General features: G+C 64.4%; 10 protein-coding genes and 1 other RNA gene. 9 read left to right on the top strand and 2 right to left on the bottom strand.

From position 1 onward, the window contains the following. Window positions 1-71: 71 nt before the first annotated feature. A complete protein-coding gene (locus F2P45_RS03490; RefSeq protein ID WP_166870577.1) occupies window positions 72-299 on the top strand; it encodes a hypothetical protein in 228 nt (75 codons plus the stop codon). Window positions 300-373: 74 nt separating this feature from the next. Here F2P45_RS03490 and F2P45_RS03495 read toward each other — a convergent pair whose 3' ends face one another. After that, a complete protein-coding gene (locus tag F2P45_RS03495) occupies window positions 374-2,071 on the bottom strand; it encodes a thiamine pyrophosphate-binding protein (RefSeq protein ID WP_166870579.1) in 1,698 nt (565 codons plus the stop codon). Window positions 2,072-2,262: 191 nt separating this feature from the next. Between F2P45_RS03495 and F2P45_RS03500 the strand changes: the two genes are divergently transcribed. Further along, the gene (locus F2P45_RS03500; RefSeq protein ID WP_166870582.1) at window positions 2,263-3,585 is read left to right on the top strand and encodes a hemolysin family protein; all 1,323 of its coding nucleotides are present in this window, start codon (window positions 2,263-2,265) and stop codon (window positions 3,583-3,585) included. 96 nt (window positions 3,586-3,681) lie between these two features. On the opposite strand, the gene F2P45_RS03505 is transcribed toward F2P45_RS03500, so the two are convergent. Beyond that, complete coding sequence (locus F2P45_RS03505; protein WP_166870583.1) at window positions 3,682-5,115, bottom strand: pectate lyase family protein; 1,434 nt, start codon at window positions 5,113-5,115, stop codon at window positions 3,682-3,684. A 168-nt stretch (window positions 5,116-5,283) separates the two neighbouring features. Between F2P45_RS03505 and rnpB the strand changes: the two genes are divergently transcribed. The 7 genes from rnpB to mraZ all read left to right on the top strand — a co-directional run bounded on the left by rnpB (window position 5,284) and on the right by mraZ (window position 18,138). Then, window positions 5,284-5,636: RNase P RNA component class A (rnpB, locus tag F2P45_RS03510), an RNA gene on the top strand. A 246-nt stretch (window positions 5,637-5,882) separates the two neighbouring features. Further along, entirely contained in the window at window positions 5,883-7,502 is a 1,620-nt protein-coding gene (locus F2P45_RS03515) for a calcium-binding protein (RefSeq protein WP_166870585.1), read from the top strand. Further along, window positions 7,417-7,782: a putative Ig domain-containing protein gene (locus F2P45_RS03520; RefSeq protein WP_166870587.1), complete on the top strand. Its 366-nt coding sequence runs from the start codon at window positions 7,417-7,419 to the stop codon at window positions 7,780-7,782. The genes F2P45_RS03515 and F2P45_RS03520 overlap by 86 nt, the downstream gene beginning before the upstream one ends. Window positions 7,783-8,080: 298 nt before the next feature. Beyond that, window positions 8,081-10,774, top strand: a complete 2,694-nt coding sequence (locus tag F2P45_RS36720) for a putative Ig domain-containing protein (RefSeq protein ID WP_308613292.1) — start codon at window positions 8,081-8,083, stop codon at window positions 10,772-10,774. Window positions 10,775-10,895: 121 nt separating this feature from the next. Then, window positions 10,896-15,026 carry a putative Ig domain-containing protein gene (locus F2P45_RS35995; protein WP_267877333.1) on the top strand — a complete coding sequence of 1,377 codons (4,131 nt, stop codon included), beginning with the start codon at window positions 10,896-10,898 and terminating at the stop codon, window positions 15,024-15,026. Window positions 15,027-15,249: 223 nt separating this feature from the next. Continuing rightward, complete coding sequence (locus tag F2P45_RS03580) at window positions 15,250-17,301, top strand: putative Ig domain-containing protein (RefSeq protein WP_166870589.1); 2,052 nt, start codon at window positions 15,250-15,252, stop codon at window positions 17,299-17,301. 408 nt (window positions 17,302-17,709) lie between these two features. Next, the gene (mraZ, locus tag F2P45_RS03585) at window positions 17,710-18,138 is read left to right on the top strand and encodes a division/cell wall cluster transcriptional repressor MraZ (RefSeq protein WP_054266448.1); all 429 of its coding nucleotides are present in this window, start codon (window positions 17,710-17,712) and stop codon (window positions 18,136-18,138) included.

The raw sequence follows: 18,138 nt of genomic DNA on the forward strand, positions 1-18,138 counted from the left end.
CCGGCGTAAGAATCGCTAGGCTTTTATCTGAAAAGGGTATAAATTATTACAAAACGATTACAGGAGGCAGTGTGAACAGCCCAGACAATTTCAGCTTGTTGATTTCGCCGGAGACGATTCATGTGGCGGGGTCGATGTGGATACGCAATGTCATCGGCCTGGCGTTTATCGCCACCGTTGCATGTTTCTTTACGGCACCTGTTGCCCAAACCCAGAGTGCCTATGACCGCCCGCTGCCTATGCCAGCCGAGCTTGGTCTTGAACTGCTGCCGCAGGCGCAGTTGCTTAGTTCCCAGTAATTACAATACCGCCGTCGCCAGTGTTTTGGCACCACCGTCGTTCCCTCGCGGGAACGACGGTGGTGCGTGCCGTGTTATTTGCCGGCCGCTTGCGCCGTCTTGCGAATTGTTTCCAAGGTCGCATTCGGGGTAATCAAATTCCCGTCGTAACGCAATTCGATCACCGCCGGCAGCGCATGGTCGCGCGTGTGTTCCAGCGCGCGTGCCAGTGCCGGACCAAATTCCGCTGTCGCATTGACCACCTCGCCGTGCGCGCCATACGCCCTGGCCAGTTCGCCAAAGTCCGGGTTATGCAATCCGGTGCCCGATACGCGGCCCGGATAATCCCTTTCCTGGTGCATGCGGATGGTGCCGAACATGCCATTATTAAAAACAATAATAATCACGCCGGCTTTATATTGCACCGCGGTCGCCAGTTCTTGTCCATTCATCATGAATTCGCCATCGCCGGCAAATGTCACCACCGTGCGTGACGGATCGACAATCTTGGCCGCGATGCCGGACGGGACGCTGTAACCCATCGCGCCATTGGTCGGCGCCAGCTGGGTGCGCATGCCGCCGTAGCGATAAAAGCGGTGTGCCCAGGAAGCGTAATTGCCGGCGCCATTCGTGATGATGGTATCTCGCGGAACTTGCGCCATCAGTTCCTGCACCACTTGCCACAGGTCGAGCGGGGATTTGCCATCCTTGAAAATCGGCGGCTGTTCCTGATAGGCGGCCAGCTCGGCCTTCGCCTCGGCCACCGTGCCGCGCCAGGCGGCGGCGTCGACCGGTTCCATCGCGGCCAGCATGGCGCAGGCTTGCGCGGCGCCGCTGTTGATCATCAGCTCGGCCTGGTAGACGCTGCCCAGTTCCTCGGCGTCCGCATGGAAATGCACCAGGCGCTGGCTTGGCACGGGCGAGGCCAGCAGGGTGTAGCCGCCGGTGGTCATTTCGCCCAGGCGCGGGCCGATGGCAATCACCAAATCCGCGTTTTTCACGCGCGCGGCCAGCTTCGGATTGATGCCGATGCCGACGTCGCCTATATAGTTGGGGTGGGCGTTGTCGAGCAGGTCCTGGAAGCGGAAGGTGCAGCCGACCGGCAGCGCGTTGGCTTCGGCGAAGGTCTGCAAGTCGGCGCAGGCCTGGGCGTTCCAGCTGGCGCCGCCGAGCAGCACCACCGGGCTTGTTGCGGCGGCCAGCATCTCGCGCAGGGTGGCGATCTGGGCGGCGGAGGGCGAGGCCTGCACCGGCTGGTAGCGGCGGGTGTCGGCCACGCTGGCGGTGTCGATCAGCATGTCTTCCGGCAGCGCCAGCACCACCGGGCCGGGGCGGCCGCTGGTGGCGACCTGGAAGGCGCGCGCGATGTATTCGGGAATGCGGTCGGCGCGGTCGATCTGGGTCACCCACTTGGCCATCTGGCCGTACATGCGGCGGTAGTCGATCTCCTGGAAGGCTTCGCGGTCGATGAAATCGTTGCCGACCTGGCCGATGAACAGGATCATCGGGGTCGAATCCTGGTAGGCCGTGTGCACGCCGATCGAGGCGTTGGTCGCGCCCGGGCCGCGTGTGACGAAGCAGATGCCGGGTTTGCCGGTCAGCTTGCCGTAGGCTTCGGCCATGAACGCGGCGCCGCCTTCCTGGCGGTTGATGATGAAGCGGATATCGGAGTCGTGCAGGGCGTCGAGCACGTCGAGGTAGCTTTCGCCGGGAACCCCGAAGGCGGTGTCGACGCCATGAATGTTGAGGGCATCGACCAGAATCTGGCCGCCACTGCGGGAAGGGTGCGTCATGGAGTCTCTGCCTGGATGGTTGAGTATGCGCCATTCTATGCGAGCCGATTCGGGCAAGCTTTTGAAATTACGACATTAAATATCACAATTTCTATCCCCGCCGGACCGCGCGCGACATTGTGCTGCCTCAAACCGAGGCCTTATGGCAGGGCTAACGTGGATGGCTCGACCTTGTCCACCCGCCGCTGTCCATGGAATTGCTGATCATCCTCGTCCTGATCCTGCTCAATGGCGTGTTCGCCATGTCCGAGCTGGCGCTGGTGTCGGCCAAGCGCGTCCGCCTCGAAAAAATGGCCGCCGACGGCCGGGGCGGGGCGCGCACCGCCATGCAGCTGGCCGACGACCCAAGCGCCTTCCTGTCCACGGTGCAGGTCGGCATTACCCTGATTGCGATTTTTAATGGCGCTTTCGGCGAAGCCTCGCTGACCGATCGCCTGGCGCCGCACCTGGCCACGCTGCCGCCGCTGGCACCCCATGCGCGCCAGGTGGCGCTGGCGCTGGTGGTGGCCGGCATGACGCTGGTGTCGATCCTGCTCGGCGAGCTGGTGCCCAAGCGCATCGCGATCCAGTATCCGGAAGCCGTGGCGGCCCTCATCGCGCCGCCGCTGCGGGCGCTCGCGCGCGCCATGGCGCCGCTCGTGAACGTGCTCTCGGCCTTGAGCGACCTGATCATGCGCGTGCTGGGCATGGGGCGCGCGCCCGACAGCGCCCCCACCGCCGACGAGATCAGCGGCATGCTGCGCGAGGGTGCCGACGCGGGCGTGCTCGACAAGACCGAATCGGACATCGCCGCGCGCGCCCTGCGCCTGGACGATCTGCGCCTCGATGCGCTGATGACGCCGCGCGCCGCGCTGCAGCTGATCGACCTCGACGGCGAGCGCGGCGCCAACCTGGCGCGCATCGCGGCCAGCCCGTTGAGCCGCTTTCCGGTGGTGCGCGGCGACGCTTCGCAGGTGCTGGGCGTGGTCGACGCCGGCGAGCTGTTCGCCCAGGCGGTCGCGCATGGCGCGTTCGAGGCCATCGATCCCGGCGCGGCCATGCGTCCGGCGCCGCTGGTGCCGCAGACGGTGAGCGCGCGCGGCTTGCTGGAACAGTTGCGCCAGCAGAAAGCCGAGCTGGCGCTGGTGGTCGACGAGCATGGTGAGCTCAAGGGCATGGTGACCCTGGTCGACCTGATGGCGGCCCTGATCGGCGCGCTGCCGGGCGATGAAGGGAGCGAGGCGGACGCGGTGCGGCGCGAGGACGGCAGCTGGCTGCTCGACGGCGCCATGCCCCTGCCGCGCCTGCGCGAGGTGCTCGCGGTCGATCAGGCGCTGCCGGGCGAGGCGAGCGGAGCGTATCGAACCCTGGCCGGCTTCGTGCTGGAGCAACTCGGGCATGTGCCGGCCGCGTCCGACCGTTTTGTGTGGGAACGCTATCGTTTCGAGGTGGTGGATATGGACAGGCACCGGATCGACCGGGTGCTGGTGACGCCGCTGGAAGAGGCCGGCGGCGCGGTGCCGGCCAGGGTGTGATGATGTACTGATGCGGCGCCGGCGCGGCGCGCGCAGATGCTGCACTCGACGCCGCAGCCGGGGGCGGGCTGCGGCGCGATGCGGGACGTTCCTGGATTACCTGACGCTGAGCTTGCCGGCGCCCGCATTGCGCAGCACCGATTCGCGCACCTTGGCGGTGTCGAGCAAGGCTGGCGTGTACGGCAGGGTCCAGCCGACCGCGGTGCTGAACTTGCAGCTGGCGCCGCCCAGGCCCAGCGCCGCGCCGTTCAGCAGCGAACCGCTGTCGACGATGGCGCCGGTCTTGCTCGACGAACCCGAAGCTTCGACCACGTCGCCGCAGTCGGTGGCGCCGATGATGTCGAAGGCATTGTTCTGCGACACGATCTTGGCCTTGTAGCCCACGCCGATGCTGTAGTGGTGCGCGTACAGCTTGGCGTTGCGGTCGCCCTCGTAGTAATTGTTGTACACGTGAACTTTGCCGAAACGCACGCGCGGGGCGCGGCTGGTCACCTGCTTGTAGCGGTTGCCGTGGAAGGTCACGGTCAGGTGGCCGTCGTCGGCGGTGGTGCTGTCGGACGAGCCGATCAGGGTGTTTTTCTCGTGCAGTTCGAACACATTGTTCGACACGGTCACGTAGTCGGACCCGTTCTTGACATCGAGTGCGCCATCGTGGCACTGCTTGAGTTTGCCGTTTTCTTGCGGGAACTGATCATCGGTGCGCGGCGCATCGGTGAAGGTGTCGTGGTCGATCCAGACGTGGGTCGACTTGTCGACATTCAGGCCGTCGTATTCGGAGTTCCAGTTGCCGCTGCTACCGTCCTGCGGGTCCCATTTCGGCGCGATGTCGCACGGATTGGCGATGGTCAGGTTGCGTACGATAACGTTATCGACGCCCTTGATCATGATGCGGCCGTTGACGATGCGCGCGTCGCTGCCCACGCCGATCAGGGTGGTGTTCGACGGAATCGAAATCAGGCTGCGCGCGCCCTGGTCGCTGGCGCTCTTGAAAGCGCCGCCGTTGTCGCTGGCCGTCATGTCGATGGTGCCGTAGACCTTGATCTGTGCCGGCTTGCCGGCCTGGGCCTTGAGCGCCGCCAGCAACTGTGACGGCGAGCTGACCAGGTAGATCTCTTTCTGTGTCGCCGCCGCGCCGCCGCGGGTACCGCTGCTGTGGCTGGCCCAGCCGGTTGCCGGCGCCGCTTGCGTGAGCGGATCGGTGCCGGCTGGCGGGGTGACCGGCGGCGTCACCGGTGGGGTAACCGGCGGCGTGGTGCCGCCGTCCAGCGGGCCTACCGCGCATTTCTTGTCGACGCCCGGATACGGATCGCTGCCGAAGGTGGCGGCGGTGCAGGCCACTTTGCCGCTGAGCGACTTGAGCACCCACTTGTTCTTGATGCCGAACGACACCTGGCGCTTGGCAGTGCCGATGTCGCAGGTACCGCCCTGGGCGGCGCATTTCGAAAAGCTGGTCGGCCAGTCGGCGGCGTGGGCGGCGGAGCTGGCGAACAGGGTGGTGCTGATCAGTGCGGCAAGAGGTAACAGTTTCATTAAAGTTTCCTTTTTAAAAATTGTCGATATTGTAATAGTTTGTATGTATGCCGGGTAACGCAGCTGCGATCACTTTTTTCGCATGATCGATACTGAAAACGATATGGCTTGTTGGGGAAAGCGCGGAAACTTGGTCCTGTGTGCCGTGGCGCGGTACAATGGCGCGGTGAAGCAGGTCAGACAGTCGCTGGCTGGCGCGTAATGCGTCGGCGGGAGGAAGGTCCGGACTCCATAGAGCAGGGTGACGGTTAATGGCCGTCCGCTGAAAGCCGACCGGCGCAAGCCGGGGAGTATAAGGCGAGGAATAGGGCCACAGAGACGAGCGTATTAAGTTACGGTGAAACGCGGTAACCTCCACCTGGAGCAATCCCAAATAGGCACGCGTTGAGGCGGCTCGCGGAGCGTGCGGGTAGGGAGCTTGAGCGCAGGAGTAATTCTGCGCCTAGAGGAATGGCTGTCATAGCGAATGCCTGCAAGGGTAGTCGCCGTAACAAAATCCGGCCTATCGGCCTGCTTCACACTGAATACTCCGGCGCGCAAGGCGCCGGCGAGGCATTCCGCATGCTGTACGCGGCAGCCGCCTTCATGCAACCCCGCGCACGCCGCCCACCGATGGACGGTGCGGCCGAGGTTCTCTGTCGATTCCCATTTCACGCGCATTGACGGGCCCGTCATCGTGCCGACGTCATGCTTGCGTCTGCCATGACCGGTCATGTGCCGGACAGCGACATGCGACAGCCCGGCCCAAGCCAAATGTATGGAAAATATTGACTGAAATTAAACATTTCTATAAAACAAAAGTTCACCAACTTCATGGACTTTTTCACATGGCAAGCATCTATCGCGGCACGGAATGGAACGATCGTTTTTCCGCTAACGCAGAAGACAACTATATCTACGGACTTGGCGGCAATGACCGTCTGGACGGTGGGAAAGGCAACGATACGCTGGTGGGCGGCGCAGGCAACGATACCCTTTCCGGCAATGCCGGGAACAACGTCTATGTCATCAACCGTGGCGATGGCCAGGATGAAATATGGCTGCGTGGCACCCAGTTCGGTGAAACCGGGCTCAAGCACTACAGCGTACTCCAGTTCGGCGACCGGATCGCCCCCGCCGACATTGTGGCCACCCGCACACCGTGGAGTGCGCTGTTGCTGACCATCCGCGACAGCAATGACAGCGTCACCGTTATTGATTACTTCCGTAACAGCAGCGTCACTGGCGACGTGGAAAAGCTGTTCCAGCTCCAGGAGATCCGTTTTGCCGACGGCAGCAGCTGGAGCGTGGAAGACTTGCTGCGCCAGCTCAGTCCGGTCGAGATGCTTGGCGACGCGGACAATCGCGCCAGCGGCAGCGCGCTCGACGGCCAGGGCGGGGATGACTTCCTGACCGGCAATGGCAGCGAGGTACTGCTGTTCGGCGGTGCCGGCAACGACACCCTGCACGGCGGCTACGCCGATAACGTGCTCGACGGCGGTACGGGCAACGATATGCTGCACGGCCACAGCGGCATGAATACCTATCGCTTCATCGGCATGTGGGGGCAGGATACGATCGCCTTGCCGGAGTACCCGAACTCCGCCCAGTCGCTGCTTGAGCTGCCCGGCACGACGGCGTCGGCGCTGAGCTTCGCGCGCTCCGGCGACGGAACTGGCAACGACCTGCTGATCGGCGTCAAGGGTAGTGCCGAGAGCATCGCCGTGACCGGCTATTTCGATACCCAGAGCGGACTGGCCGGCAGAATGCGCATCGCGCTGGCCGATGGCGTCAGCCTGGATGCGGCGGCGGTGGCCGGGGCGCTGGAGGCAGACCCGCTGCGCGTGCTCACAGGCACGCCGGGGAATGACACGATCTGGGCCCCGCCGTACTTCCGCGATACCGTGATCGACGGCGGCGACGGCGACGATATGCTGAACGGCGACTACGGCAATGATGTTTTGCTGGGAGGTAATGGAACCGACGACCTTGCCGGCGGGCCGGGCGACGATATCCTGGACGCCGGTCCGGGTGACGCCCGTCTGTTCGGCGGCGAGGGCAGCAATGTGTATCGCTTTGGCCGCCTTGCCGGCACGTATCAGATCGGGCTGAACGGCAATGGCAGCCAAACGCTGCTGGTCGCCGGCGATGTGCAGCCGGAAGACCTCAGTGTCGCGCAGGTGGATGGCATGGTCGAGATCGCCATTGCCGGCAGCGCGGCCAAGGCGCTTTTCCAGGTTGAGACCGAGTTCAGCGACGGCGTGGCGATGCCGCGTTATCCGGTGAAAATCCAGTTTGCCGATGGCACGGTGTGGGACCAGGATGCGCTGCAGCGCAGGCCAGCGGGCCGAGGTTGCGCTGCCGTTCATCCTGGAATTGCCATCGTCGCTGTTCCACGACGCCGATGACGATGGCGCCGGCAAGATCAGCGTCGACGGCTTGCCGGCCTGGCTGGGCTTCGACCCTGTCACTGGCGTGTTGGGCGGCACGCCGGGCGCCGCCGATGCCGGCGCGGCGACGCTGACGGTGACCCTGACCGACAGCACAGGCTTGCGTGCCAGCAGCAGTGTCGGCCTGGTGGTGCAGGCGCCCGTCATCGGCATTATCGGCAGTGCCGGGCCCGGCGCGGCGTCGCACGCCTCGCCCGACGCCGCCACCCTGAACGACGGCTCGCCGCTGCTGTTCTAATCCAGGCAGTTCCTTCATCCACAGCCATTCCCGCTCGGGAATGGCTTTTCCCCCACCCCGTTCCAGCTGCGCCGCCGCTCCCGCGTGCAACAGCTTGCTCACATCACGGTCAATTTCTTCACAGCATATTGACAATCAATCTATATTTCTATAAAACAAATGTTCTAAACATTTATCGAAAGCAATGTGTATGAACGGTCTTCCTGTTGGCGTCAATCAAGTTTACGTATATGGGCACGGTCTTCAGCAAATTCCGCCTCGCTATACCATCAAGTCCGGCACCCATGATGTTCTGTGGATGCTTGACCGAAACCCGGACGATGTGATCTTCCAGCGCCGCGATGACGATCTGCTCATCGCCGACCGCAGCGGTGGCCACCACATGACCATCGACGCCTACTTCGTCAAGTCGGTGGGCGTGACACAAATCGAACAGCCCCATCTCATCGAAGAAATCCGCTTTGCCAATGGCATGCGCTGGGATGCGCAAGCGGTGCTGGCCCGGACCTTGCTGTCGACCAAGTCGTTGACGCAGCTCGACGATGGCGACAACGTCGTGGAGACCCTCATGCCGCTCGACGCGGGCGGCGGCAACGACGAGATCTGGAGCGTCGTCGATGCGAATCTGCTGAGCGGCGGCAGCGGCAATGACACCTTGCACGGCGGCAGCGGCGCGGACGTGCTGCGCGGCGGCACCGGCAACGACAAGCTCGACGCCGGCGCGGGCGACGATGTCCTTGCCGGCGGCGCCGGCGACGACCTGCTCGATAGCGGGACCGGTTATGACACCATCGAATTCGGACGCGGAGACGGGCGCGACACCGTGCTGTCGGCGGCGCGGTACGGAATGGCAAGCAAGACAATCGCGCTGGCGGCCGGCATCGTGCCCGGCGCCGTCCAGCTCAGCCGGGATGGCAAGGACCTGATCGTTGCGCTGAAAGGAAGCGCCGATGCCCTGACCATGAGCGGCTTCTTCGAGCTGTCGCACCGTGACCTCCGGATCCGTTTTGCCGACAGCAGCGTATGGAACGGCGAGCGCATCGCCGAACTGGCCAATGTGCCTTCCGGCTATGCCTGGATTGGCGATGAAGGTGGTGACGACTTCACGGCAAGCGACAGGGGCGAGCTGTTGAATGGCATGGGCGGCCGCGACCGGCTGAGCGGCGGCGCGGGCGCGGATGTGCTGATCGGCGGCAGTGGCGACGATACCCTGGCCGGCGGCGCGGGCGACACCATCGATGCCGGCCCGGGCGTTGACCGCATCTCGCTCGACGGCGTGGCCACGGTATTGTTCGGGCGCGACTCGGGCCTCGATGACCTCAAGCTGCAAGGACCGCAAGCGAAGGCCAACGTTGTCTTCGGCCCGGGTATCGCGCTGTCCGATCTGCGCATCGTGGCGGATCCATCCGATTTGAGCGCCTTGTTCGTGTCGCTCAAGGACGATCTGAGTTCAGAGGGAAAAATGCTCTTGCGCATTGAAGGCGATGTGGGAGCCGGCGCCACCCGGTTGCCGGCGCTCACCTTCACATTTGCGGATGGCACCGTGCTCGACAGCGGTGTAGTCCGCGAACTGGCGCTGGGGGGGCAAAATACGGCCCCGATGGTCAATATCGACCTGCCCGATCTGACGACCGAAGACTCGGTGCCGTTCAGCCTGGTTCTTCCCGTCGACCTGTTTCGCGATGTGGATGACGACGGCGCCGGCCTCATGACCGTGCTGGACATGCCCGACTGGCTCAGCTTCGACAGCGCCACCCGTACCCTGAGCGGCACCCCCAAGCTGCATCATGCCGGTGAAACGCGCCTGACGCCGTTCTGGATCGACAGCAGCGGCAGCTTTGCCCTGACCGAATTCAACCTGACTGTGACGCGCGCCGCCAGCGTGACGCTGACGGGCACGGCGGCGGCGGATGCGCTGACCGGCAAGTCGAATCACGACAGCCTGCGCGGGCTGGCCGGCGACGACGTCCTCACTGGCATGGAGGGCAACGACACCCTCGACGGCGGTGCCGGCAAGGACACGCTCGCTGGCGGCGACGGCAACGACAGCTATAGCGTCGACGACGCCGGCGACGTCATCGTCGACACCGGCTGGGGCAGTCTCGACCATGTTACATCGAGCATCAGCCTGACCCTGCCCGCCGGCGTTGAACTGCTGACTCTGGTTGGCACGGGTGCGCTCAACGGCAGCGGCAATGACGCCCACAACCTATTGAAAGGCAATGCCGGCGTCAATCTGCTGGACGGCCTGGACGGCATCGACCTGCTGCAGGGCGGCGCCGGCAATGACGGACTCACCGATGCGGCGGGACGCGCCAGCCTGCTCGACGGCGGGGCCGGCCTCGACCGGCTGGTGGGTGGCGGCGGCAACGACCTGTTCAGCGGCGGCAAGGGCCCGGACTTCATCACCACCGGCGGCGGCCAGGACATGATCGCCTTCAACCGGGGCGATGGCGTCGATACCGTGATCGGCACGGGCGGCGCCGACAATACCCTGTCGCTGGGCGGCGGCATCGGCTATGCCGACCTGCTGCTGAGCAAGTCCGGCAACGATCTGGTCCTGACCACCGGCGCGGCGGAGAAGCTCATCTTCAAAAGCTGGTACGCGGGGGCGGGCAACGCCAGCATCGGCACCTTGCAAGTAATCACCGCCGCATCCACCGACTACCATCCTGGCGCGCTGAGTCCGATCAACGACAGCAAGGTCGAGCAGTTCGACTTCCTCGCCATGGTGGCGCGCTTCGACCAGGCGCTGGCCAACGGCGCGACGGCCTGGAGCGCGTGGACCACGCTCGAGCAATGCCATCGCGGCGGCAGCGACACGGCGGCCATCGGCGGCGACCTGGCTTACCAGTACGGGCTCAACGGCAACCTGGCCACGATCAGTGCGGCGGCGGCAATCGCCATTGTCGGCAATAGCGGCTTCGGCGCTGTGGTGCAGGAATTCTTGCCCGGCGCCAGCCTGACCGACGGCTCGCCGCTGCTGTACTAATCCACGCAGAACCTTCATCAACAGCCATTCCCGCGCGTTGTGCACGGGAATGGCGAGCACCAGCAATCACTTCGGCCGAGCCCGGCCAGAAGTTGCTTTTCTTCATAGAACGGATACGCAGATGGCAACGCAACGCGATAATTCACCTCCTGTCGTCATCATCGGCGGCGATGGCGACGAAATACTCTACGGACAAGGCGATGGCGACCTGCTGCTGGGCGGTGGCGGCGACGACACCCTGGTCGGCGGGGCCGGCGACGACAGGCTGAACGGCGGCAGCGGAAAAAATACCTATGTCTTCGGCCGCGGCGACGGACAGGACACGGTCACCACCAGCGACAACGGGCCGCAGGCCCAGGACGTGCTGCGCTTCGGCGACGGCATCGGCGCAGCCGACATCGTGCTAGCCCGCAGCGGCGACGCGCTCGAACTGCGCATGCGCGGCAGCGACGACCGGGTCACGGTGGCCGGCTATTTCGTCACCTCCACCGGCGACCAGGCGGCCCTGGCGGGACAGCCCTTGCGCCTCGGCGAGATCCGCTTTGCCGACGGCAGCGCCTGGCGTTACGAGGATGTGCTGGCCCGGCTCGATCCCGTGCTGGTGCTCGATGGCGGCAACAACGTGGCGCTCGGCCGCCACCTCGATGGCGGGGCCGGCGACGATCTGCTCACGGCCGTCGAGGATGGCTGGCTGCGCGGCGGCGCCGGCAACGATACCTTGCGCGGCGGCGCGGGCCACGACCTGTTCGAGGGCGGCGAAGGCGACGACCTGCTCGCCGGCGGCGCTGGCGTGGACACCTACCGTTTCAGCGGGAACTGGGGGCACGACACGCTCGACCTGCATCCCGGGGCGGGACTGCGGGGAACCATCATCGACATGCCCGGCCAGTTGTCCGGCGCACTGACGTTCGCTCGCTCCGGCGAGGACCTGATCGTCGCTGTCAACAATGGCGGCCAAACGCTGCACGTGGCGCGCTATTTCCATGCCGACGCCTCGGCCATCGCAGCCAGCCTGCGCATCGTCCTGGCCGATGGCGTGGTCATGGACCAGGCGCTGATCCGTGCCGCGCTGGACGAGCCGCACGGCATGCGCCTGCCCGGCAGCAGCGGCGACGATCAACTGGCCGGCAGCACGCGTAACGACCTGATCGACGGCGGCGGCGGTCACGACCTGCTCGACGGCGGCGCCGGCAGCGACCTGCTGTTCGGCGGCGACGGCAACGATACCCTGCTCGGCGGCGAGGGCAACGACTTGCTCGACGCCGGCCCGGGCAATGCCGACCTCGACGGCGGCGCCGGCGTCAATCTGTACGCCTTCGGACGCGATGCCGGCATCTACCGCGTGAGCGCTGCGCCGGCCGGCAAGCACATCCTGCTGCTCGACGCCGATGTGCGGCCGGGCGACCTGAGCGTGGCCTTGCGCGACGGCATGCTGGAAGTGTCCATCGACGGCACCGGCGCCGTGGCGCGCCTGCCGTTCGATACCTTGGCTGCGGGCGCCAACCGGGCCATGCCGGTGCTGCTGCGCTTCGCTGACGGCGCGGAATGGGACGGCGACGTCTTGCTCAGCAAGTTGCTGCACGGCGATGTCGGCGACAACACCCTGAGGGGCGGCCCCTCGCTCGACATCCTCGACGGCATGGAAGGCAACGATGTGCTCGATGGCGCCGACGGCAACGACACCGTGCGCGGTGGCGGCGGCAACGATACGCTCGATGGCGGCCGCGGCAACGACGTTCTGCAGGGCGGCAGCGGCGACGATACCTTCCTCGATGCGCACGGCAAGAATACCTATCTGTTCAGCCGGGGCGATGGGCGCGACCTGATCGCCGGCGCCGCCCGCCAGGCCGGTGCCAGCAATGTGATCGAGTTCGCCGCCGGAATCGCGCCGGACGATGTGTCGCTCGCCATCGTGCCCAACGCCGCCTCGGGCAACGCCGACCTCATCGTCGCCATCGGCAGCGAGCGCATCACGGTGGCGTCCTGGCAGGGCAAGGATGTCGCGCCGGCGCCGCTGAGCGGCATTGGCTTTGCCGACGGCACCTTCTGGAGCGCCGAGTCGTTCGGCGCACGCACCATGATCGGGGATGGCGGCGACAACCTCCTGAAAGGCACCGCAGCGAACGACGTACTGGAAGGCAAGGGCGGTAACGATACCCTGGACGGCGCCGGCGGCAACGATACCTTGTGGGGTGGCGACGGCAACGACGATCTGCAGGGCGGCAGCGGCTTGAACCTGTTCCATGGCGGGCGCGGCGACGATATCCTGCGCACGACGCCGAGCGCCCGCGATACGTTTGTGTTCAATCAAGGCGACGGCAGCGACACGCTCCTCAACCCGGGCAATGGCACGGTGATCGCGTTCGGGCCGGGCATCGTGGCCAGCGACATCGTGCCGGTCAATCTTGCCGCATCGATGGCGTTTGCCTATGCCGGGAGCGACGGCGCCGTCGATCGCGTGGTGCTGCTTGCGCGCAGCGCAACGCAGGCGGATGCCGTCAACGTCCGCTTCGCCGACAACACGGTCAAGCCGTTGTCCGCTTTCATCCGCCATGCGCCGGAGGTGCAAGCTGGCATGAACGGCGTTGCGATGCTGGAAGGCTACAGCATCGCGCTGACCATCCCCGACGATGCGTTTGTGGATGTCGATGCCGGCGATGTGCTGCGCTACGACCTGCGCACGGAACAGGGCGGCGCGCTTCCCGCCTGGCTCAGCTTCGATGCCGAGGCCCGCGTCATGCAGCTCAGTCCGGGGTATCGCGACGCCGGCGATATCAGGCTGATCCTCACCGCGACCGATAGTTCGGGCCAGTCGGCCAGCACCGGTTTCATGCTGCAAGTGGACGACCTTCCGGTCGCGCCGGTGGTCGGCACGCCCATGGCCGACCAGACGGTCGAAGAACAGCGCCCCTTCAGCCTGGTCCTGCCGTCCGACCTGTTCGTCGACGAGGATGACGACGGCGCCGGCGTCATGACAGTCGGCGCGCTGCCGGACTGGCTGAGCTTCGATGCGCCCAGCCGCACCCTGAGCGGCACCCCGGCCACGCCCGGCGCCGGCGCGCTCGCCATCGACGTCACCTGGACCGACAGCGGCGGCGCCAGCGCCAGCACCAGCTTCAATCTGAACGTGGCCGCGGCCGGCAGCATCGCGCTGCGCGGCACAGCGCAGGCCGACATCCTGCATGGCAAGTCGAATGACGACCACCTGGCCGGCCTGGGCGGCAACGACCGGCTGTACGGTCATCTGGGCAACGATGTGCTCGACGGCGGCGCCGGCAGGGACACGCTGGCTGGCGGCGCGGGCAACGACCGCTACCTGGTCGATGCCCAGGATGTCGTGACCGAAGAGGCCGACGCGGGCCTGGACCAGATCGGCAGCGCGGCCGGCCAGACCCTGCCGGTGCATGTCGAGATCCTGACCTTGACGGGCAGCGCGGCGGTCAACGGCCGTGGCAACGGGCTCGACAACCTGCTCAAGGGCAATGTGGGCGCCAACCAGCTGCATGGCCTGGACGGGGTCGACCTGCTGCAGGGTGGGGCGGGCAACGATACCCTGACGGATACGGCCGGCCATGCCAACCTGCTCGACGGCGGCGCCGGGGCCGACCGCCTGAGCGGCGGCGACGGCAGCGAGCTGTTTTTTGGCGGCAAGGGCGCCGACAACATCGCCACCGGGGCGGGCGCCGACCTGATCGTGTTCAATCGCGGCAATGGCATGGACACGGTCGGCGTATCGGTGGGTGCGGACAATGTCGTCTCGCTTGGCGACGGCATCGCGTATGCCGACCTGGCGCTGCGCAAGTCCGGCGCCGACCTGATCCTGTCGGCTGGCGCCGGCGACCAGATCACCTTCAAGAGCTGGTACGCGAAGCCGGACCACGCCAGCGTCGCCGTGTTGCAGATGGTGACGGCGGGATCGGCGGACTACCTCCCCGGCGCAAGCAGCCCGATCCAAGATAACAAGGTGGAAGCCTTCGATTTCATGGCCTTGATCGCCCAATTCGACCAGATCCGGTCCGCTTCGGGAAGCACCTGGCGCTTTGGGGCAAGCCTGGAGCAATTTTCCATCGGCGGCAGCGACACGGCGGCCATCGGCGGCGACCTGGCTTACCAGTATGCACTCAAGGGTAACCTTGCCAATGTCGGCGCGGCGGTGGCGATCGCCATTGTCGGCAGCAGCGGTTTCGGCAGTGCGACGCAGGAATTCGTGCCCGCATCCAGCCTGAACGACGGCTCGCCATTGCTGTACTAAGCCAGGTCTACCGGGCATTTGCAGCCATTCCCTGGGTTCGCGCCCTCGGAATGGCATTTTTACGTCTTCGACGGCTGCATGGCCGGTGCCGGTGCGAGCGCCATTCGCGCGGTTGCGCATGGCACTACCGGACAGCGCGGATAGCGCTACCAGGGCGGCATAAATTGACGCACGTAAAACACTTCTATAAAAGAAACATTTGCCTTAAAGAAATGGAAATGTGATGAATGTGATTCGAGACGGGAATATGCTTGTTCTAAATCCGAATTGGGGGCAACCGGGAAGTCCATGGAGCGACGGCGCTGGCCTCGATCTCCACGGCACCGATGGGAGCGACATTCTGAGCGGCGGCAGCGGCGACGACACGCTCGCTGGCGGCGCGGGTGACGATACCTTGACGGGGCTGGACGGCCACGACTATTTGTCAGGGGGAGATGGAAACGATGTCATCGATGCGGGGCACGGAGTCAATTGGGTTGATGGCGGGCCTGGCGACGATGTTTTCCTGAGTTCCCGTAGTGACTTCATGACCAGGTATTTTTTCAACAAAGGCGATGGGGTTGATCGTATCATCTCGCCAGCGTACGGACTCGATTTCAAATTTGGGCCTGGCATCGCGGCCAGCGATATCGCTCCGGTCATAGGCAGCAGTTCCATGCGTTTTACTTACGCAAATGCCAATGGAGCGAGCGATGCTTTCGTGATTGAAAGCCAGTACAGCGGGATCGGGGGAGCCGATGGGATCATGCTCTATTTTGCCGACAATACGGCCGTCAGATTGGCCGACCTGATCATGAATGCACCCGTCGTATTCCGGCCTGTCTTCGAGTTTGACATACCGGAAGGCCAGTTTGGGGGAAGTTCGTTCGTCCATAATTTTTTGGATTTTGATAGCGAAGTGCTTCGTTACGACTTGCGCATGAAGGATGGTAGCGCGCATTCCGCGTGGATTAACCTCGACAGCAACAAGGACGAATTGTCAATAAGCCCGTCCCATCATGACGCCGGCAAGTATGCGCTTGTCCTCACGGCCACGGACCCCACGGGATTGTCCGTCAGCGCCGATTACCTCGTCAATATTGAAGAACGCAACGCCTTCCCGAGGCCGGGCACGCCGATGCAGGACCAGCAAGCCGAGGCGGAACTTCCTTTCAGCCTGGTGTTGCCCTCCACCTTGTTCAGCGACGCGGACGACGACGGCGCCGGGGTGATGCGTGTCGACGCGCTGCCATCCTGGCTGCACTTCGATGCGGCCAGCCGGACCTTGAGCGGCGTCGCTCCCTGGCCCTCCACGGAACATATACCCATCAAGATCATCTTCACCGACAGCGGTGGTGCGAACGCCAGTTCCAGCTTCTTCTTGACGGTGACGGAGCCGGCGCAAACTGAGCAATTCGGCACGCCACAGGCCGACAGGCTGAGCGGCCGTTCGAACAGCGACCGTTTGTGGGGACTCGATGGCGATGACCAGTTATTCGGCATGGCCCATGACGATTACCTGAACGGCGGAAACGGCAACGATCTTCTCGACGGCGGCTCCGGTACCAGTCTCCTCCAGGGCGGCGCGGGCAACGATGCCCTGTTGTCCACGGGCGGGGGGCGGCTGCTGCAAGATGGCGGGTCGGGCGACGATCGCCTGCTCGGCGGCGACGACGTCCGGATGGCGATTGGCGGCGCCGGCGCCGACACCATCATGGGCGGCGGCGCGGTGATCGCTTTCAACCGTGGCGACGGCCGCGATACCGTGGCGATGGGCGACTCACTCCTGGGCGATACACTGTCGCTCGGCGGCGGCCTCACCTACGCCGACCTGGTGCTGCGCAAGTCCGGCAGCGATCTGGTGCTGTCGTCCGGCACTGCGGACCAGATCACCTTCAAGGGCTGGTATGCCTCTGCGTACCATACCGGCGTCGCCACCTTGCAGATGGTGACTGCGGCATCATGGGATTACAACCCGCAAGCGCTGAGCCCGATTACCGACAACAAGGTCGAGCAATTCGATTTCCGGGCGCTGATGGCGCGCTTCGATGAAATCCGCGCGAGCGGTGCGACCGCATGGAGTATCTGGACTACCCTGGAGCAATTTCACCTGGGCGGCAGCGACACGGCGGCCATCGGCGGCGACTTGGCTTACCAGTATGCACTCAACGGCTCGCTGTCGAATATCGGAATGACAACCGCAATCGGCATCGTCGGCAGCGCTGCTTTCGGCACTGCCGGGCAACTGCTCCTCGATCCTGCCAGCCTGAACGACGGCTCGCCGCTGCTGTCCTGATCCGCTGTTTGCCCGCGGCGCTGGCCCGCCGCGGGCTTCCTATCACACTCCATCGTCCACACACCGGACAAATTACTCATCCGTTGCGCAAAAGTAAGCAGATGTAATTATTTTAAGTCTTGTTGTGTCCGGCAAACCCATGTGTATAGATGAGGTTGAACATTCAGTGTACTGCCTAAGTCTCTAATTTTTCGACATATTTTGCTTTGAAGATCCTTCAAGGTAATGCGCTAAGTCCTTGACTTCATTAACAAAATTCCCTTTTAGCACGATTGAAAGCGCTTGACCGTCCAGATGGCTTCATCTAAAGTGGGCAACTGTGTGAAAAAGTGTAGTTTTGTGGGAGGAAATCCATGCTCCTGGCGCCAAAACACCGACTTCATAATAACTTTTCAAAGTAGGTAACTCGTGTTTCAAGGCGCGTCCGCAATCAATCTCGATGCGAAAGGCAGGATGTCCATTCCCGCCAAGCATCGCGACGCACTCGCAGTCCAGTGCGAAGGCCGCCTCACGCTTACCCGCCACCCGCACGGGTGCCTGCTGTTTTTTCCGCGTCCGGTGTGGGAATCGCACCGCGAGCAGATCGCCGCCTGGCCGATGTCGGCGCGCGCGTGGCAGCGTATTTTCCTCGGCAATGCATGCGATGTCGAGCTCGATTCCGCCGGGCGTATCCTGATCTCGCCCGAGCTGCGCAGCGCTGTCGGCCTCACCCGTGAGGTCATGCTGCTTGGCATGGGCAGCCATTTCGAAATCTGGGATGCCGCCAAACTGGCCGAAGACGAGCAAGCCGCCGTCGCCGGTGGCATGCCCGATGTCTTATCCAATTTCTCTTTCTAA

It is taken from the genome of Massilia mucilaginosa, assembly GCF_011682145.1.
Taxonomy (GTDB): domain Bacteria; phylum Pseudomonadota; class Gammaproteobacteria; order Burkholderiales; family Burkholderiaceae_D; genus Telluria_A; species Telluria_A mucilaginosa.

What these genes read in the sequence shown, in the direction of transcription:
- F2P45_RS03495 (WP_166870579.1), bottom strand. Translation starts at nt 2,071, where the DNA reads ATGACGCACCCTTCCCGCAGTGGCGGCCAGATTCTGGTCGATGCCCTC.
- F2P45_RS35995 (WP_267877333.1), top strand. Translation starts at nt 10,896, where the DNA reads ATGGCAACGCAACGCGATAATTCACCTCCTGTCGTCATCATCGGCGGC.
- F2P45_RS36720 (WP_308613292.1), top strand. Translation starts at nt 8,081, where the DNA reads ATGCTTGACCGAAACCCGGACGATGTGATCTTCCAGCGCCGCGATGAC.
- F2P45_RS03580 (WP_166870589.1), top strand. Translation starts at nt 15,250, where the DNA reads ATGAATGTGATTCGAGACGGGAATATGCTTGTTCTAAATCCGAATTGG.
- F2P45_RS03520 (WP_166870587.1), top strand. Translation starts at nt 7,417, where the DNA reads ATGCGCTGCAGCGCAGGCCAGCGGGCCGAGGTTGCGCTGCCGTTCATC.
- F2P45_RS03500 (WP_166870582.1), top strand. Translation starts at nt 2,263, where the DNA reads ATGGAATTGCTGATCATCCTCGTCCTGATCCTGCTCAATGGCGTGTTC.
- F2P45_RS03505 (WP_166870583.1), bottom strand. Translation starts at nt 5,115, where the DNA reads ATGAAACTGTTACCTCTTGCCGCACTGATCAGCACCACCCTGTTCGCC.